This is a genomic window from Roseateles chitinivorans, from assembly GCF_050632235.1.
Classification (GTDB): Bacteria; Pseudomonadota; Gammaproteobacteria; order Burkholderiales; family Burkholderiaceae_C; genus Roseateles; species Roseateles chitinivorans_A.
Map to the genome: position 1 here is coordinate 2805871 of NZ_CP192584.1, position 15213 is coordinate 2821083.

Sequence of the window (15213 nt, forward strand, 5' to 3'; positions counted from 1 at the left end):
AGGCTCGGGACGCTCAGTCCCAGGGCGCCGCTTCGGCGGCGAGGTCTTCGTCCTTGGCAGGCGAGGCCGACTTCGACGTCGTCGCCACGGCAGCGTCGGAGGCGGATGCCGATGCAGCCGGCTTGGCCGCCGCGCCGCCCGGCGCGTGCTCGGCCGCGATCTTCGCCGACTGGCCGATGAAGTCCAGCTCGCCGCCCAGGCCCTCGATCATGTCGGGGATCAGCTGCGAGAGCTCGCCGGTCGCGAGGGCCGCGTCGACGTCGAAGGCCTCGTCCTTGGCCGGCTTGTCACGGCCGTCGAAGACGATGTCCAGGAACTTGATGCCCTTGATCTGCATCGTGTCCGTCAGCGTGAAGGACACGCGTTCCTTCCAGGTCATCGCCAGGCGCGTGGGCATCTTGCCGCTGGTCAGGTGCGCCTTCACCTCGTCGGTGTCCAGGTTGTGGCGGGCGTAGCGCACCGCGGCCTTCATCTCGTCGGCGGCCTTCAGCTCGCAGTCGCGGTCGATGATGAACTCCGCCGGCGGCACGCCGTCCATCAGCCACGCGGCCATGCAGGCGGCCGGCGATTCGGCGCTCTGCAGCAGGTGCAGGTTGATCGACGAGTCGGCCTTCACCAGCAGCGTGATCAGCTCGTCGGCCTTGCCGATCGAGCCCGCGTCCACCATCAGGAAGCCCTGCTTGGGGAGATCCACACCTTCAGGTGGGACTGCAGCGTGAATGCGCGCGGCAGCAGTTCCAGCGTGGCCTGGTCCTTCATGTCGCGCTGCTGCTTCTTGCCGGGGCGGCGGCCAGTCTCGAGCTCGATGCGCTCGACCATCTCGTCGACCTTCTCGCGCACGACGGAGCCGGGCAGCACGCGCTTTTCCATGCGCAGGCTCAGCAGCCAGTGGTCGCCGACCTCTTCCAGCAACCGGGCGCCCGGTTCGCCACGCGGCGGCACCCAGCCGGCGGACAGCGCTTCGGTGGCGCCGCAGGGGACGAAACGCTCGTTCTCGAGGGCGTCCTCGAGCTTCTCGACATTGGGCTGCCAGTCGGTGGACAGACGGTAAACGATCAGATTCTTGAACATACGGACGACATCTCCCGACAACTTCAGGGCAACAGCAAAGACAACGGGGCCACGCGGAGGACGCGGGCCCCGTTCAAACGATGGGAGGATTGTCTCAGTTCTGGCGGCGGTGACGGCAGCGGAACAACCCCCTTGCGTTTGGAACCGTTACCTTTCCCGATGAACTTCGGGAGGCCAGGCGCGGGCACTCCACGGTGCAGGAGGCCTCGCGTCCGCGAACCTCCCGCACCATTCCGGCCCCAGCGGCACTCGCTGCCTGCCGACCGGGATCCGCTCAGGCCTGTTCGGAGGCGATCTGGCGCAGCGCCTGCTCGAAGGCCTCCGGCGGCTGGCCGCCCGAGATCAGGTACTTCTCGTTGATCACGACCGCAGGCACCGAGGTGATGCCGCGGCTCTGCCACAGCGATTCGGAGTCGCGCACATCGTCGGCGTATTCGCCGCTGTCGAAGACGCGGGCCGCTTCGGCGGCATCGAGACCGATCTCGCGCACCGTCTCCAGCAAGGTCCCGCGGTCGCCCGGGTTCTTGCCGTTCGTGTGATACGCGGTCAGCAGCGCGAGCTTCAGGTCGCGCTGCGCCTGCGCCGATTGAAGGCCGGCCCAGTGCAGCAGGCGGTGGGCGTCGAAGGTGTTCCAGACGCGGCTGCGTGCGCCTTCGGTGAAGGTGAAACCGACGTCGGCGCCGCGCTGCTTCAGGTGGGCGCGGATGTCCTTGCGCTGCTCGGGCGTGGAGCGGTACTTGCGCGTCAGGTGCTCCTCGATGTCCTCACCCTCGGGAACCATCTGCGGGTTCAGCTCGAAGGGCTGGAAGTGGATGTCGACCTTGACGTCCGGCACGCGGGCGAGCGCGGTCTCCAGCGACTTCAGTCCGACGGCGCACCACGGGCAGGCGACGTCGGAGACGAAATCGATGCGCAGCGGCTGCAGCGGCTGGGCGGAAGAAGCGGTGGTGTCGTTCATGCCGCCGACTCTAGCCAGAAGCTCAAGACAACACGCGGTCGCTGGGCTTTGCGAGGTAGAACCACTCGTGGCCGGGTTCCGCGTTGTTGTTGGGGAAGACGATGCGGCCGCCGGAGGGCGCCAGCACCGGCGTGCCGTCCGCGCGGGTGCCGATGCGCTCGCCCTCGGCGATCGCGTCGAAGCTGGCCCAGGGACGCTCGAAACGGTCGTCCAGGCTCTCTCGGTCGACGACCTCGTAGAGCTGCAGCAGCTCGACCGGGCGCTTCGGATCGGCGAGCTCGACGCTCTCGGGCGCGATCATGCCCAGCAGCACCAGCGTGCGCAGGATCGCCTTGAACGCGACCTCGGGGCCTTGAGGATCGGCGTGCTGGCCGCATTCCAAGGTGATGCAGTAGCCGCCGGTGCTGCGCATGTATTCGGTGGTGCCGACGCCGTAGTGCGGATCCTGCTGCAGCGCCATCTTGCGCGAGCCGTCCGCGGCCTTATCGGCGCGGCGCTTGAGGCCCAGCGCGTAGGTGGACAGCCAGCCCTCGACGAGTCGGGAGGTGCCCACGGCCATCGCCAGCGCGCTCTCGGCGGTCTGGTGGCGGAAGGGTTCCAGCTCGCCGTCGTTGTCGCGCGGGCCGATCATCGCGAAGGCGGGACCGGGGTTGTTGAAGCTGTGCAGGTCCAGCAGCACGTCGCTGGCGGCGATCCACGGGCACAGGCGGTTGGCGATGCGGTCCTCGAAGTCCTGCGGGATCGGGTTGACGCGCAGGTTGCGGTTCAGGTTGCGCTCGCCTTCGCGGCGCTGCAGGCGGTGGGCCAGCGGGTTGACGATGGGGATCATCGTCAGCGTGCCCTTGAGCAGCGTCAGCTTGCCCTCGTCCAGCATCGCCAGGACGCGCTGGATGCCGTTGACGCCGGCGATCTCGTTGCCATGCACGGCGCCCGTCACCAGCAGCTTGGGGCCGGGCTGGAGGCCGGCGAACTGGTGGACGCGGAGGTGGGTCGGGTGATCGGTGCGGGCGTCGCTCATGGCGTGGCGGAAGGGCTCGAAGAAGGAACCCGAAGCATAGGCCTGCACGAGGCCGCGCGTCGCTTCCGCGTGCGCGGCGCGTATGCCGAAAGCGCGGGCGGCGATGAGTTGAAGTTGAAGCGCGGTGCGGCGCCGAGCGGCGGTCGCTCAGCCGCCGAGCAGCGCGGACGGGTCGAGCGCTGCGTCGCAGGACCAATGCGTGTTCGGCAGTTCGCCGACGGCAACGCCGTCGACCCAGCGCGTCAGGCGGTACAGCGTGCCGAAGGCGAAGTCCGGCGGCGCCTCGCCCGGACCGGCGAGCAGCTCGCCGCCGCGGCGCACGTTGTCGGCCATCCAGGCCGGCAGGCGCAGGTGATACGGATTGCGGGCGATCTCGCCGTGGTGGCAGGCCAGCGCCCGCACCAGCAGCGCGGTGTCGCGCTGACCGGTCTCGATGAGCGTCGTCGGCGACGGCTGCGTGGCCCAGAACTCGGTGTGGGCGAAGACGGTGGAGATCCTGGCCTGCGCGAGCGCCTCGCTGACGAGCAGGTGGACGCCGATGTGCGTCGGGATGCCGTCGCCCGCATGCGGCACGAGGATCAGCGCCGGTTTCTCGGCGACCAGCAGTTCGGCCACCAGCCGGACCTGCTGCTGCCACAGCGGCGTGCGCGCGGCGGCGGCTTCCGGCTTCACCTGCTCGAAGCCGTCGGCGGCGAGCAGCCGCAGGTCGAAGCCCAGCACGTCGCAGGCGGCGCCGAGTTCGGTCCAGCGCTCGGCGCGGCGGTCCTGTTTGCTGCCCAGTGTGACGGCGATGTTGGTGACGCGCCAGCCGGCCTCCTGGCGCAGCCGCAGCGGCAACGCGCCGACGATGCACTCGTCGTCCGGATGCGGCGCGAAGACGAGCACGTGCGGCGAACGCTGAGGAGGAACGCTGGAGGTGGTACCGGAACCATCCGTGACCGGCGTCTGCGCCAAAGGACTCACACCGGTACGCACGGGTTGCCGCAGGACGGCATACCAGCTGGCGATCCAGCTTTCCCAGTCGGCCTGGCTGGCGGCGGGGCGGACGGTTGTCGGAAAACTAGGCGTAGGAGCCGGGGAAGGGGCGTTCGCGTTCATCGGCGGGGCGTTGGCGGCCCGGGCGTCAGCCGTCCGGGCAAGTTCGATCGACCCATCTTAGCGGGCCGGCTCCGCAAATGGTATTACATTGGTAGTAAAACTAGACGAAGACCGGTGTAATCCCCGACAAGACCGGTTGGTGCTCAGGAGGAGGGGCGACCCGGCCAGGTCGCCAGCACGACGCCGCCGAGCGCCAGTGCATAGGCGAGCAGCTGGATGCCGCTCATCTGTTCGCCGAGCAGGACCAGCCCGACGAGCGCGGTCGAGATCGGCAGGAACACCATGAAGACTCCGGCCTTGGCGGCGCTGACGTGCTGCAGGCCCTTCATCCAGAGCCAGACCGTGACGGTGCTGGCGGCGATCGCATAGAAGAGCAGCAGTCCCCAGTCCTTGACGGCGACGGTGCCGAAGTCGAAGTCGACGGCCTGCCACAGACCCAGCGGCGTGACGAGCACCAGGCCCCAGAGGTTGATCAGCGCGCTGATGCGGCGCGGCGGCAGGTCCGCGGTGAGTTTCTTGCCGATGACGACATAGCTGGCCTCGCAACACATGGCCCCGACCAGCAGCAGCGCGCCCCAGGCGGAGGTGTCGCCCAGGTGTTCACCGCCGCCGTGGCGGTCGAGCGCCACCATCGCGATGCCGCCGACCGCCATGGCGATGCCGAACAGCGTCCGCGGCGCGATGCGTTCGCGCAGGAAGAGCCAGCTCATCAACGCGACGGTCGCCGGGATGCCGGCCATGATCACGCCGGCCACGACGGCCGAGCTGTGCTTCATCCCGAACAGCAGGCAGATCGAGAACAGGAAGTTGCCGAAGAAGGATTCGAGGAAGAGCAGGAAGCGCGTGCGGCCGGTGAGCGGCTTCTCGGCCGGTCCGCGCCTGAGCCAGGGCAGCATGAACACGGCGGCCATGCCGAAGCGCAGGAAGGCCAGCAGGAAGACCGGGAAGACGACGACCAGCAGCTTGGACAGGCCGACGTAGCTGCCGATCACGCTGGTGCTGGCGGCCAGGCTCAGGTAGGAGAGCCACGGGACGTGGTGGCCGTGTGCGCCCTCGACGGCTGCGGGTTTCTGGTCGGTTGTGGCGCTGGACATGGTGGGTGATGATGCCCGACGCAGGGAGGGATCAGGCATGGCGACAGGGGTGGAAACGACGGCGGCGGGCTACTCGGGAACGCCCCTCGCACGCAAGCTGGGGATCCAGGCGGGCAGCACGCTGTGGACCTTGAGTGCGCCCGATGGCTACGAGGACTGGCTCGCGCCGATGCCCGAGGGCGTCACGCGCGTGAAGCAGCCGTCGGCGACCGTCGATGTCGCGCATGTGTTTCTCGTCGAGCGCCAGGACATCGCGCATCAGCTCAAGGCGCTGCGCGCCAAGCTGCGGGACGACGCGGCGCTGTGGATCTCCTGGCCGAAGAAGGCGTCGAAGGTCCCGACCACGATCACCGAGGACGTCATCCGCGAGGAGTGCCTGCCGCTCGGCTGGGTCGACGTGAAGGTCTGTGCGGTGAGCGAGGTGTGGTCGGGGCTCAAGCTGGTCGTCCGCAAGGAACTGCGGGCAGTCAGCAAGTGATCGGGGACGGCAGAGCGCGGGGTCTTGGCGCTTGACGCCAAGGGAGAGGCGGACCGAGTTCAGTCCAGTGGACTGAACGACGCCGACGAGCGCTGGAGGACCGAAGGTCTGACAGCCCTGCGCTCTGGCGGCCAACGCTAGAGCTGTTGAAGGTGGAAAGCGTCCTCACTTCAACCGCCGCAACGCCACGCGGATCGCATCGATCATTCGATCCAGGTGTTCCCGCTCCGCGATCAGCGGCGGCGACAGGGCCAGGATGTCGCCGGTCGTCCGGATCAGCACGCCTTGCTGCCAGCAGTCGAGGAAGGTCTCGAACGCGCGCTTGGTCGGCTCGCCCGCGCGCGGCGACAGCTCGACGCCGCCGACCAGACCGAGGTTGCGCACGTCGATGACGTTGGGCTCACCGCGCAGCGAATGCAGCTGCTCGGCGAAGTAGCCCTGCAGTTCCGACGCGCGCGTCAGCAGGCCTTCCTCCGCGTAGGTGTCCAGCGTCGCGAGGCCCGCCGCGCAGGCCAGCGGATGCGCCGAGTAGGTATAGCCGTGGAAGAACTCGATCAGGTGCTCCGGCCCGGTCATGAAGGTGTCGTGGATGCGTTGCTGCGCGAACACCGCGCCCATCGGCACGCAGCCGTTGGTCAGGCCCTTGGCCACCGTCATCAGGTCCGGCGTCACGCCGAAGGTCTGCGCCGCGAACGGGCTGCCGGTGCGGCCGAAGCCGGTGATGACCTCGTCGAAGATCAGCAGGATGCCGTGCCTGTCGCAGATCTCGCGCAGGCGTTGCAGGTAGCCCTGCGGCGGGATCAGCACGCCGGCCGAGCCGGCCACCGGCTCCACGATCACCGCGGCGATCGTCGACGCGTCGTGCAGCGCGACCATGCGCTCGAGGTCGTCGGCCAGTTCCGCGCCGTGGGGCGGCAGGCCGACGCTGAAGGCGTTACGGGCGATGTCGTGCGTGTGGCGCAGGTGATCGACGCCGGCCAGCAGCGAGCCGAACATCTTGCGGTTCGCGACCATGCCGCCCACCGACATGCCCCCGAAGTTGACGCCGTGGTAGCCGCGCTCGCGGCCGATGAGGCGCGTGCGCTGGCCCTCGCCGCGGACGCGGTGGTAGGCCAGCGCGATCTTCAGCGCGGTCTCCACCGACTCCGACCCGGAGTTGGTGAAGAACACCTTGTTCATGCCCTCCGGCGCGATCTCCGCCAGCCGCGACGCCAGCTCGAACGCCTTCGGGTGCGCCATCTGGAACGGCGGCGCGAAGTCGAGCTCCGCCGCCTGCTCCTGGATCGCCTTCACGATGCGCGGCCGGTTGTGCCCCGCGTTCACGCACCACAGGCCCGCGACGCCGTCCAGGATCTGCCGACCCTGGTCGTCGGTGAAGAACATGCCGTCGGCGCGCGTCAGCAGGCGCGGCGACTGCTTGAACTGGCGGTTCGCCGTGAACGGCATCCAGTAGGCGTCGAGGTCGGGGCGGGCGGAGGTGGACATGGGGACTCCCGGAGCGTGTTCGGAGCGCGCGTTCGGCGCGCGTGGTCGATGCAGCCAGTCTAGGCAAGCCCAGGCGCAATCGGTGAGCGTTCCGGCGGCGGGAAAACCCGAGGCGGCGCAATCTACTGCGGCCTGGGTCGAAATTCTTCGAACAGAATGCCGCTCATGATCAAGGAAGTGCAACTGGATGCGATCGACCGCGCGATCCTCGCGGTCTTGCAGCGCGATGCGCGCATCTCGAATCAGGACCTCGCGCAGCAGGTCCACCTGTCGGCCTCGGCCTGCCTGCGGCGGGTCAAGCGGCTGGAGGATTCCGGCGTGATCGACCGCGTCGTCGCGTTGCTCAATCCGAAGGCGATCGGCAAGCCCGGCACCAGCTGGACCATCGTCAACGTCGAGCGCATGACGCCCGCCGCGTTGGCCGAGTTCGAGCAGGCGGTGAAGGACGCGCCCGACATCCTCGACTGCTTCTACGTTGCCGGCAGCAACGACTACCTGCTGCGCTTCGCCTACAAGGACGCCGAGGACCTCGAGCGCCTGCACACGCACGTGCTCATGCAGCTGCCCGGCGTGGCGAAGGCGAACTCGATGCTGGTGCTGCGCACCGTCAAGAAGACGAGCGCGTTTCCGTTGGAATGAGCGTTGGACTGGGCGTCGGATCGACGCTCGGCGGCGAGGGTCAGGCCGTGCGCGGCCGCAGCACGCGCAGCATCGGCAGCAGCTGGATCAGCAGCATCGCGCCGAGGATCAGCGCGCAGCCCAGCAGCCCGGCGCCGTTGAGGCGGTCGCCCATCATCAGGTAGCCGAAGACGGCGGCGAACAGCGTCTCGGACGACAGGATGATCGCGGCGTCCGCCGCATGCGCGTAACGCTGCGCGACGACCTGGCCCGTGAAGGCCACGCCCACCGACAGCACGCCGGTGTAGAGGATCGGTCCGGCCGCGGCCTCGATGCCGGCCCAGCTCCACGACTCGAAGCCCAGCGCCCACGCCAGCGACACGACGCCGCAGAAGAGGAACTGCCCGCCCGCGACGGTGAACGGCGCGTTCATCCGGTCCGCGACCATGCCGATCAGCAGCACGTGCACCGCCCACGGCAGCGAGGACGCGATGACCCAGGCGTCGCCCACGCCGATGTTCAGCTCATGCGCACCCGACAGCAGGAAGGCGCCCACCAGGCAAGCCAGCGCGCCCGGCCACACCGACCAGTGCGGCAGGTGGCGCAGCACCAGCCAACCCAGCAGCGGCACCAGCGGCACGTACAGCGCGGTCAGGAAGCCGGCGTTGGTCACCGAGGTGTACTGGATGCCGATCTGCTGCAGCGCCGCGCCCGTGGTGAGCAGCGCGCCCAGTCCCATGATCTTCAGCGCGTCGCTGCCGCGCAGCACGGTCGCGCCCGGGGCGCGCCGCTCGCGCACGATCAGCGGCAGCACGACCAGCGCGCCGATCAGGAAACGGATGCCGGTGAACATCATCGGACCGATGCTCTCCATCCCATGGGCCTGGGCGACGAAGGCCGAGCCCCAGATCATCGCGATGAGGGTCAGCAGCAGGTTGGCTTGGATGCGGGTCATGGGAGGGAGTGTCGGGGATCTCGGTGCCCGCGCCGGATGGCACGGGCGGGTCAGCCTTCTTGGGCTGGCAGGGGAGGCTTGCAGCAGCAGCAGCAGCAGCAGCAGCAGCAGCAGCAGCAGCAGCAGCAGCAGCAGCAGCAGCAGCCGGAGTTGGCAGGCAGTGCTGCGGTCAGCTGCTCAGGTAGGCGATTTCTTCGTCGCTGAAGCCGGCGGCGCTGCGCGCCTCGACGTTGAACGGCGGGCGCAGCCTCGGTGCCTCGTAGCGCTCGACGAGCTCGGGATACAGCGTCAGCGGGTCCAGTCCGCGCTCGCGGCACAGGTGGCGGTACCAGTGGTTGCCGATGCGCACATGGCCGACCTCGTCCCGCAGGATCACGTCCAGGATCTCCACCGCGCGGGCGTCGCCGGCCTTGGCGAACTTCGCTTGCAGCGGCGGTGTAGCGTCCAGCCCGCGCGCTTCCAGTGTGCGCGGCACCAGCGCCATGCGCGCGAGCACGTCGCCCGCCGTGCGCATGGCCATCGTCCACAGGCCGTCGTGCGCGTCGAAGTCGCCGTAGGACTTGCCGAGACCGCGCAGATGTTCGTCGAGCAGCGTGAAGTGCAGCGCCTCCTCGGACGCCACCTGCAGCCAGTCGAGGTAGTACTGGCGCGGCATGCCCGGGAAGCGCCACACCGCGTCCAGCGCCAGGTTGATCGCGTTGAACTCGATGTGCGCGATCGCGTGGATCAGCGCCGCGCGGCCCTCCGGCGTGAACGGAGAACGCGAGCCCACCTGCAGTGCCGCGAGCAGCCGCGGCCGCTCCGGGCGGCCGGGTGGCTCGGTGTCCGGAGTCAGGAGGGCGGCGGTGTCGAGCGAGACAGCGCCGACAGCGCCCATGTCGTCGTCGCCGGCCTCTTGCCGCTCGCTGGCCTCAGCCTCGGCGGCGATGGCCGCGTCGTACAACTCGCGGGCCGCGAGCGCCTTGGCCTGCGGCTCCGCGATCAGAAGCACGTGCAGCGCGCGGGATCGAAGTTCCATTCGTAGAATTATCCCTTTTGGAGAACCGCATGGCCGTCTACCGCCTCGGCGAACACACGCCGGAACTCGGCACCGGCGTCTGGGTCGCCGAGAGCGCGCAGGTCGTCGGCCGCGTCACGCTCGAGGACGACGTCAGCGTCTGGTTCAACGCCGTCCTGCGCGGCGACAGCGAGCACCTCACCATAGGCGCCGGCAGCAACATCCAGGACGGCAGCGTCCTGCACGCCGACGCCGGCATGCCGCTGGTCCTCGGCCGCAACGTCACCGTCGGCCACCAGGTCATGCTGCACGGCTGCACCGTCGGCGACAACGCGCTCATCGGCATCGGCGCGGTCGTGCTCAATGGCGCGCGCATCGGCGCCAACTGCCTGGTCGGCGCCGGCGCGCTGGTCACCGAAGGCAAGGAATTCCCCGACGGTAGCCTCATCGTCGGCTCGCCCGCCCGCGTCGTGCGCGAGCTCACGCCGCAGCAGATCCAGGGCCTGGCCATGAGCGCCGCCCATTACGTCAGGAACGGCCAGCGTTACGCCGAGGAACTCGTCCGCATTGACGATCCTCAATCCGCCCCCAGATAACTCGAATTCAAAGGAACCCCATGGCCACGACCATCAAGCCCGCTCCGAGCGAGCTCCACAAATTCCTCTTCGAAGGCCTGCCCGTGCGCGGCATGCTGGTCCGGCTCGACGACAGCTGGAAGGAACTGCTCGGCCGCCGCAAGGAGCCGCTGGCGCAGGCGGTGCGCGACCTGCTCGGCCAGATGACCGCGGCCGGCGTGCTGATGCAGGCCAACATCAAGTTCAATGGCGCGCTGATCTTCCAGGTGATGGGCGACGGGCCGCTGAAGCTGGCGGTCGTCGAAGTGCAGCCGGACGCGAGCTTCCGCTCCACCGCGAAGACGCGCGAGACGGTGGTCGACGACGCGACCCTTCAGCAGATGCTCAACGTGCACGGCCAGGGCCGTGTCGCGATCACGCTCGATCCCAAGGACCGCCTGCCGGGCCAGCAGCCCTACCAGGGCGTCGTGCCGCTGAGCGGACCGCAGGGGCAGCCGCTGGAGAAGCTCAGCGACGTGCTGCAGCACTACATGCGGCAGTCGGAGCAGCTCGAGACCACGCTGGTGCTGGCCGCCAACGACCAGCTTGCCGCCGGCCTGCTGATCCAGCGCCTGCCGATCGAGGGCGAGGGCAACCTCGAGGCGGGGGCCACGTCAGGCGTCGCGCGCGAGGAGATGGAGGATGCCTACAACCGCATCAGCATGCTGGCCGCGACCTTGACGGCGGAAGAGCTGCTGACGCTGGACAGCGACACCATCCTGCGCCGCCTGTTCTGGGAAGAGAACGTCCGCCGTTTCGATCCGCAGTACCCGCGCTTTGCGTGCACCTGCTCGCGCGAGCGTGTGGGCCGCATGCTGCTGGGTCTGGGCAGACAGGAAGTCGACGAGATCCTGGCGGAGCTCGGTGGTGTCGAGATCGGTTGCGAGTTCTGCGGCAACCACTATGTCTTCGACCCGGTGGATGTCGGTGAACTCTTCACCGACCCGCAGAACCAGGCCCCCGGCTCGAAGAACGTCCAATAACGACGACGCTTCACAGCGCCGCTGCGCCAAGAACGGGGGTCAGCGAGCGCTTGTGGGGCCGGAGTGATGCTGGGGGTTCGCGGACGCGATGCCCCCTGCGTCGCGGAGAGCCCGCGCTTGGCTTTCCGAAGTCGTTGTCCGGATCGTCAGGGCGTATCCACGCGCACGACCCGATCCAGCGCCGTGGCTTTCACGCGCTGGTTTCCGTGGGCCTTGAAGTAGGCCTCCAGCGCTTCCACGTCCATCGGCCCGGTCTGCACCAGCCGCGCGGTCGTGAAGGTCTTGAAGCTGTCCCCGCCGACCTGCAGGAAGTTGTTGATGGTGACGCGGACCTTCTGGTCCGGCGTGATCGCCTTGCCGTTGAGCGTCATGCTTCCGGGCACCACGTGCGAGCCGAACGGACGGCGGTTGTCCCAGCGGTAGCTGAAGCCTTGCGAGGTCTGCAGCGGCAGGAATTTCTTCGGGTCGTTGGCCCACCATTGTTCTTCCAGCACGGCCTGCAGCTGCGCGCCTGACAGCTCCACCACGACCAATGCGTTCGAGAACGGCAGCGCCGCGAAGAGATCGCCGAAAGTGACCGTGTCGTCCGCGCGATGGATGAGTCCGGTGCGGACGCCGCCGTTGTTCTGGAACGCGACCTGCGCGCCGCCGTTCTCCGGCGCGCGCGTCGCGGCCAGCATCGCGTCGGCCACGAGCTGGCCCATGGTCGTGCCGCCGCCGTCGCTCTTGTCGTCGCCTTCCTTGCTCAGCGCCTGCGCGAGGAAGCCGACCTGGCGCTCGATCAACGGCTGCGCCACGTGCTGGTAGCTGCTGATCAGCAGCGTCTGGCGCGGATCCTTCGCGGTTTCCGGGCGCACCACGACGTTGTTGGCGCGTGCCTCGGTCATCGTGCCGGTGGTGCGGTCCAGGGTCAGGTCGATCTCGGTGACCAGCGTGCCGTACTTGTCGCCGCTGGTGACCAGCCGGCCGTCGATGCGGCAGTTGTAGGCGCGGTGCGTGTGGCCCGACACGATCAGGCCGACGCGCTTGTCCAGCTTCTTGACGATGTCGACGATCGGACCGGAGATCGCCGGGCAGTCGTTGATGCCGCCGGTCGGATAGCCGCCTTCGTGGATCAGGACCACGAACGCGTGCACGCCCTGGCGCTCCAGCTCGGGGATCAGGCGGTTGATCGTCTCGGCTTCGTCGTCGAAGCGCAGGCCGCGGATGCCGGTCGGGCTGACCAGCTCCGGCGTGCCCTTCAGCGACAGGCCGATGAAGCCCACCGACACGCCGTCGAAGCGTTTGATCGCGTAGGCCGGCAGCACGGACTGGCCGGTCTTCTCGTCGATGGTGCTGGCGGCAAGGTACTGGTACTTCGCGCCCTTGAACTCGGTCGGTCCCTTGCAGCCGTCCTTCGGGTGGCAGCCGCCGCGCTGCTTGCGCAGCAGTTCCTCGATGCCCTGGTCGAACTCGTGATTGCCGACGGAGGAGATGTCCAGCCCCATCATGCCCAGCGATTCGATCGTCGACTCGTCATGGAACAGCGCCGACAGCAGCGGGCTCGCGCCCACCAGGTCGCCCGCGGCCACGAACACGTGGTTGGGATTCTTCGCCTTGATCTGCGCGACGACGGTGGCCATGCGCTCGGCGCCGCCGGCATCCAGCGTGATCGTCTTGTCGGGGTTCTGCGGGTCGGGCAGCTTGATGCCGCCGGCCGGCAGGAGCAGGTTGCCGTGGAAGTCGTTGATCGCCAGCACCTTGACGGCGACCGTCGCGGTGGCAGGTCTTGCGGCCTGGAGGGTCTTGGCGGCGCCCGGCGCGTCCAGCGACGGCGGCAGGGGTGCCTGCGGTCCGGAGGAACTCAGCGATCCGCAGGCGGCGAGCAGGGCCGCGCTCAGCAGCATCGACAGGGCACCCAACGGGCGGCGGACGGAAGGACGGTTCATCGGGGAAGGCTCCAGGAACGCCGTGAATCTCTGAAATCGCGAAACGCCAGCGCTCCGCAAATGTTTGCGGTGGCGAAGCGGCGGATTGTGCCTCGCGTCTGTGGCGGGTCCGTGAGTGCGGCGTTCAGGCGCGCGGCCGTCGCTCGGTGGTGCGGCTGGCGTGCTCGCAGGCCGGGTCGTCGCAGAGTTCGCAGCCTAGCCAGCGTCCATCGCCGCCCAGGCTTTCCTCGCGCTGGAGCAGGCGGCCGAAGAGGCCGTCCTCGCGACCGAGATGGGGCCTCAGCAGCGGGCCGAGCGCATTGAGCGCCTGCTGCAGCCGCTCCGGGCCGCTGCCCGAGACCAGGCTGTAGCCCAGGCCCGCGTCGCGCAGCGCGCGGCGCAGCAGGCGGTCCGTGGGCTGCTGCGCGTGCGGGCCGTCGCGCATGTTGTCGGCGATCCAGGGCAGATCCAGCGCCATCAGCAGCGTGGCATCCATGCGGGCCTGGACCTGCATGGCGAAGGGGTAGAGGCTGGTGTCGTCGAACAGCTGCTCGCTGTAGACGGCGGTCATCAGCGGCGTGGTGTCGTGCAGGACGAGGTCGTGGTCCGCGGCGGCCGCTTCGGCGCGGTGCCATTGTTCCTCGGCGATCTCGCGCTGCTCGTCGGGGCGCGGCGTGCGCAACTCGCGCTCGCACCACTCGCGCAGGTACTCGTCGACCAGCGCGCAGCGCAGCCGCGTCTGAGCGCTCAGGTGCTCCAGCAGCGCGACGCCGAGGCGGCTCTTGCCGCTGCTCTCGGCGCCGACCAGGGCGATGTGCAGCGTCATGGCGGGGCGGGTGTCGGAGTGCGTGGGCGCAAGCGCATCAGGCCGGCGGAGGCGCGAGATCGGGCGCGTTCAAGCGGCGATCGCCGCCGGCCGCAACTGGCGCTGCCAGGCGCGCCAACCGGCCACCGACATCGGCACGAACACCGCATACAGCACGACCGTCAGCCAGTAGCCCTTGAGCGCGAACAGCCCGATGCTGACCAGGTTGACCATCACCCAGACGGGCCAGTTCTCCTGGTACTTGCGGCCGAGCAGCCACTGGCCGGTGATGCTGGCCACCGTCGGGAGGGCGTCCCAATAGGGGAGGGGGAATCGGTGCGGTGCTGCAGGAACAGCCCCAGCAGCGGCCAGGCCGCGAGCGTGAACAGCACGGCGGTGAGGCGGCCCTTCGGACCCAGCGTGCGCACGTGCAAGGTGTCGCCGTCCGCGGTGCGGCCGCGCATCCACTGCCACCAGCCCCACAGCGCGAGCCCCGCGAACAGCAGCTGCAGCGAGGCCTCGCCGTAGAGCTTGCCGCTCCAGAACAGCAGGAAGTACAGCAGCGAACTGGTCAGCGCCAGCGGCCACGCCATGACCTGCACGCGCATGTTGCACACGACCATCCAGATCGCGAGCGCGAAGGCGACGAGCTCCAGCCAGCTGATCGGGCTCCCGAGGGCATGGAAGGCGGGCGAGAGCGCCCAGGCGAGCACGGCATCCATCGGCGAAAGCATGCGGGAATTGCGGGGAGGGGCTGCGGGAGGGGAAGTTCGGAAGAGCGATTGTCGCGTGGTCCCGGCGCCTCAGCGGCGCAGCGGCACGAAGACCTCGTCCGGCTTGACCATGCCCAGTTCCATGCGCGCCTTCTCCTCGACCATCTCGAGGCCTTCGCGCAGGTCGAGCAGCTCGGCCTGCAGCTGCGCATTGCGCGCGCGGGCCTTCTCGTTGGCGTCGGCCTGCTCGCGCAGTTCGGCGCGCAGCTGGACGCCGCGGGCCAGGCCGCCCTTGCCGAACCAGAGCTGGGCCTGGATGGCGACAAGGAACGCGGTGAGGACGATGGCCAGGGCTTTCACAGGCCGCGAGTTTAGCTGCAACGAAAAAGGGCAGGCCCTCGGGCCTGCCCTTCGAACGC

General features: G+C 68.9%; 14 protein-coding genes and 2 pseudogenes. 4 read left to right on the forward strand and 12 right to left on the reverse strand.

Annotation, left to right across the window (positions count from 1 at the left end; genetic code table 11):
- Positions 1-13: 13 nt before the first annotated feature.
- The 5 genes and pseudogenes from ACQ859_RS12790 to ACQ859_RS12810 all read right to left on the reverse strand — a co-directional run bounded on the left by ACQ859_RS12790 (position 14) and on the right by ACQ859_RS12810 (position 5239).
- Positions 14-1071, reverse strand: a pseudogene (locus tag ACQ859_RS12790) (recombination-associated protein RdgC).
- A gap of 274 nt (positions 1072-1345) precedes the next feature.
- Positions 1346-2029 (reverse strand): DsbA family oxidoreductase, encoded by a 684-nt coding sequence (locus tag ACQ859_RS12795; RefSeq protein WP_431266094.1) that lies wholly within the window; start codon positions 2027-2029, stop codon positions 1346-1348.
- 22 nt (positions 2030-2051) lie between these two features.
- On the reverse strand, positions 2052-3047 hold the full coding sequence (locus tag ACQ859_RS12800; protein ID WP_431266095.1) for a succinylglutamate desuccinylase/aspartoacylase family protein: 996 nt from the start codon (positions 3045-3047) through the stop codon (positions 2052-2054).
- Between the two features lie 147 nt (positions 3048-3194).
- The gene (locus ACQ859_RS12805) at positions 3195-3932 is read right to left on the reverse strand and encodes a PIG-L deacetylase family protein (RefSeq protein WP_431258210.1); all 738 of its coding nucleotides are present in this window, start codon (positions 3930-3932) and stop codon (positions 3195-3197) included.
- 356 nt (positions 3933-4288) lie between these two features.
- Positions 4289-5239, reverse strand: a complete 951-nt coding sequence (locus ACQ859_RS12810; RefSeq protein ID WP_431266096.1) for a DMT family transporter — start codon at positions 5237-5239, stop codon at positions 4289-4291.
- Between the two features lie 37 nt (positions 5240-5276).
- Here ACQ859_RS12810 and ACQ859_RS12815 point away from each other — a divergent pair, with 37 nt between their 5' ends.
- The gene (locus tag ACQ859_RS12815) at positions 5277-5717 is read left to right on the forward strand and encodes a DUF3052 domain-containing protein (protein WP_431266097.1); all 441 of its coding nucleotides are present in this window, start codon (positions 5277-5279) and stop codon (positions 5715-5717) included.
- Between the two features lie 165 nt (positions 5718-5882).
- Here the strand turns inward: ACQ859_RS12815 and ACQ859_RS12820 are convergent, their stop codons facing one another.
- On the reverse strand, positions 5883-7202 hold the full coding sequence (locus tag ACQ859_RS12820; protein ID WP_431266098.1) for an aspartate aminotransferase family protein: 1320 nt from the start codon (positions 7200-7202) through the stop codon (positions 5883-5885).
- A 165-nt stretch (positions 7203-7367) separates the two neighbouring features.
- On the opposite strand from ACQ859_RS12820, the gene ACQ859_RS12825 reads away from it, so the two are divergent.
- Positions 7368-7841, forward strand: a complete 474-nt coding sequence (locus ACQ859_RS12825; protein WP_431258205.1) for an Lrp/AsnC family transcriptional regulator — start codon at positions 7368-7370, stop codon at positions 7839-7841.
- Between the two features lie 40 nt (positions 7842-7881).
- Here ACQ859_RS12825 and ACQ859_RS12830 read toward each other — a convergent pair whose 3' ends face one another.
- Both ACQ859_RS12830 and ACQ859_RS12835 read right to left on the reverse strand, forming a co-directional pair.
- Positions 7882-8775, reverse strand: coding sequence for a DMT family transporter (locus ACQ859_RS12830; protein ID WP_431266099.1), 894 nt, complete (start codon positions 8773-8775; stop codon positions 7882-7884).
- A 169-nt stretch (positions 8776-8944) separates the two neighbouring features.
- Entirely contained in the window at positions 8945-9793 is an 849-nt protein-coding gene (locus ACQ859_RS12835) for a ferritin-like domain-containing protein (protein WP_431266100.1), read from the reverse strand.
- Between the two features lie 29 nt (positions 9794-9822).
- On the opposite strand from ACQ859_RS12835, the gene ACQ859_RS12840 reads away from it, so the two are divergent.
- Positions 9823-10368 carry a gamma carbonic anhydrase family protein gene (locus ACQ859_RS12840; protein WP_431266101.1) on the forward strand — a complete coding sequence of 182 codons (546 nt, stop codon included), beginning with the start codon at positions 9823-9825 and terminating at the stop codon, positions 10366-10368.
- A 20-nt stretch (positions 10369-10388) separates the two neighbouring features.
- Positions 10389-11369 carry an Hsp33 family molecular chaperone HslO gene (locus tag ACQ859_RS12845; protein ID WP_431266102.1) on the forward strand — a complete coding sequence of 327 codons (981 nt, stop codon included), beginning with the start codon at positions 10389-10391 and terminating at the stop codon, positions 11367-11369.
- A 146-nt stretch (positions 11370-11515) separates the two neighbouring features.
- Here the strand turns inward: ACQ859_RS12845 and ACQ859_RS12850 are convergent, their stop codons facing one another.
- The 4 genes and pseudogenes from ACQ859_RS12850 to ftsB all read right to left on the reverse strand — a co-directional run bounded on the left by ACQ859_RS12850 (position 11516) and on the right by ftsB (position 15154).
- Positions 11516-13297, reverse strand: coding sequence for a bifunctional metallophosphatase/5'-nucleotidase (locus ACQ859_RS12850; protein WP_431266103.1), 1782 nt, complete (start codon positions 13295-13297; stop codon positions 11516-11518).
- Positions 13298-13421: 124 nt separating this feature from the next.
- On the reverse strand, positions 13422-14102 hold the full coding sequence (locus tag ACQ859_RS12855; protein ID WP_431266104.1) for an AAA family ATPase: 681 nt from the start codon (positions 14100-14102) through the stop codon (positions 13422-13424).
- Positions 14103-14171: 69 nt separating this feature from the next.
- Positions 14172-14815, reverse strand: a pseudogene (gene pnuC, locus ACQ859_RS12860) (nicotinamide riboside transporter PnuC).
- Positions 14816-14884: 69 nt separating this feature from the next.
- Positions 14885-15154: a cell division protein FtsB gene (ftsB, locus tag ACQ859_RS12865; protein ID WP_431047403.1), complete on the reverse strand. Its 270-nt coding sequence runs from the start codon at positions 15152-15154 to the stop codon at positions 14885-14887.
- Between the last annotated feature and the right edge of the window lie 59 nt (positions 15155-15213).

What these genes read in the sequence shown, in the direction of transcription:
- ACQ859_RS12835 (WP_431266100.1), bottom strand. Translation starts at nt 9,793, where the DNA reads ATGGAACTTCGATCCCGCGCGCTGCACGTGCTTCTGATCGCGGAGCCG.
- ACQ859_RS12800 (WP_431266095.1), bottom strand. Translation starts at nt 3,047, where the DNA reads ATGAGCGACGCCCGCACCGATCACCCGACCCACCTCCGCGTCCACCAG.
- ACQ859_RS12795 (WP_431266094.1), bottom strand. Translation starts at nt 2,029, where the DNA reads ATGAACGACACCACCGCTTCTTCCGCCCAGCCGCTGCAGCCGCTGCGC.
- ACQ859_RS12825 (WP_431258205.1), top strand. Translation starts at nt 7,368, where the DNA reads ATGATCAAGGAAGTGCAACTGGATGCGATCGACCGCGCGATCCTCGCG.
- ACQ859_RS12810 (WP_431266096.1), bottom strand. Translation starts at nt 5,239, where the DNA reads ATGTCCAGCGCCACAACCGACCAGAAACCCGCAGCCGTCGAGGGCGCA.
- ACQ859_RS12850 (WP_431266103.1), bottom strand. Translation starts at nt 13,297, where the DNA reads ATGAACCGTCCTTCCGTCCGCCGCCCGTTGGGTGCCCTGTCGATGCTG.
- ACQ859_RS12855 (WP_431266104.1), bottom strand. Translation starts at nt 14,102, where the DNA reads ATGACGCTGCACATCGCCCTGGTCGGCGCCGAGAGCAGCGGCAAGAGC.
- ACQ859_RS12820 (WP_431266098.1), bottom strand. Translation starts at nt 7,202, where the DNA reads ATGTCCACCTCCGCCCGCCCCGACCTCGACGCCTACTGGATGCCGTTC.
- ACQ859_RS12815 (WP_431266097.1), top strand. Translation starts at nt 5,277, where the DNA reads ATGGCGACAGGGGTGGAAACGACGGCGGCGGGCTACTCGGGAACGCCC.
- ACQ859_RS12830 (WP_431266099.1), bottom strand. Translation starts at nt 8,775, where the DNA reads ATGACCCGCATCCAAGCCAACCTGCTGCTGACCCTCATCGCGATGATC.
- ACQ859_RS12845 (WP_431266102.1), top strand. Translation starts at nt 10,389, where the DNA reads ATGGCCACGACCATCAAGCCCGCTCCGAGCGAGCTCCACAAATTCCTC.
- ACQ859_RS12840 (WP_431266101.1), top strand. Translation starts at nt 9,823, where the DNA reads ATGGCCGTCTACCGCCTCGGCGAACACACGCCGGAACTCGGCACCGGC.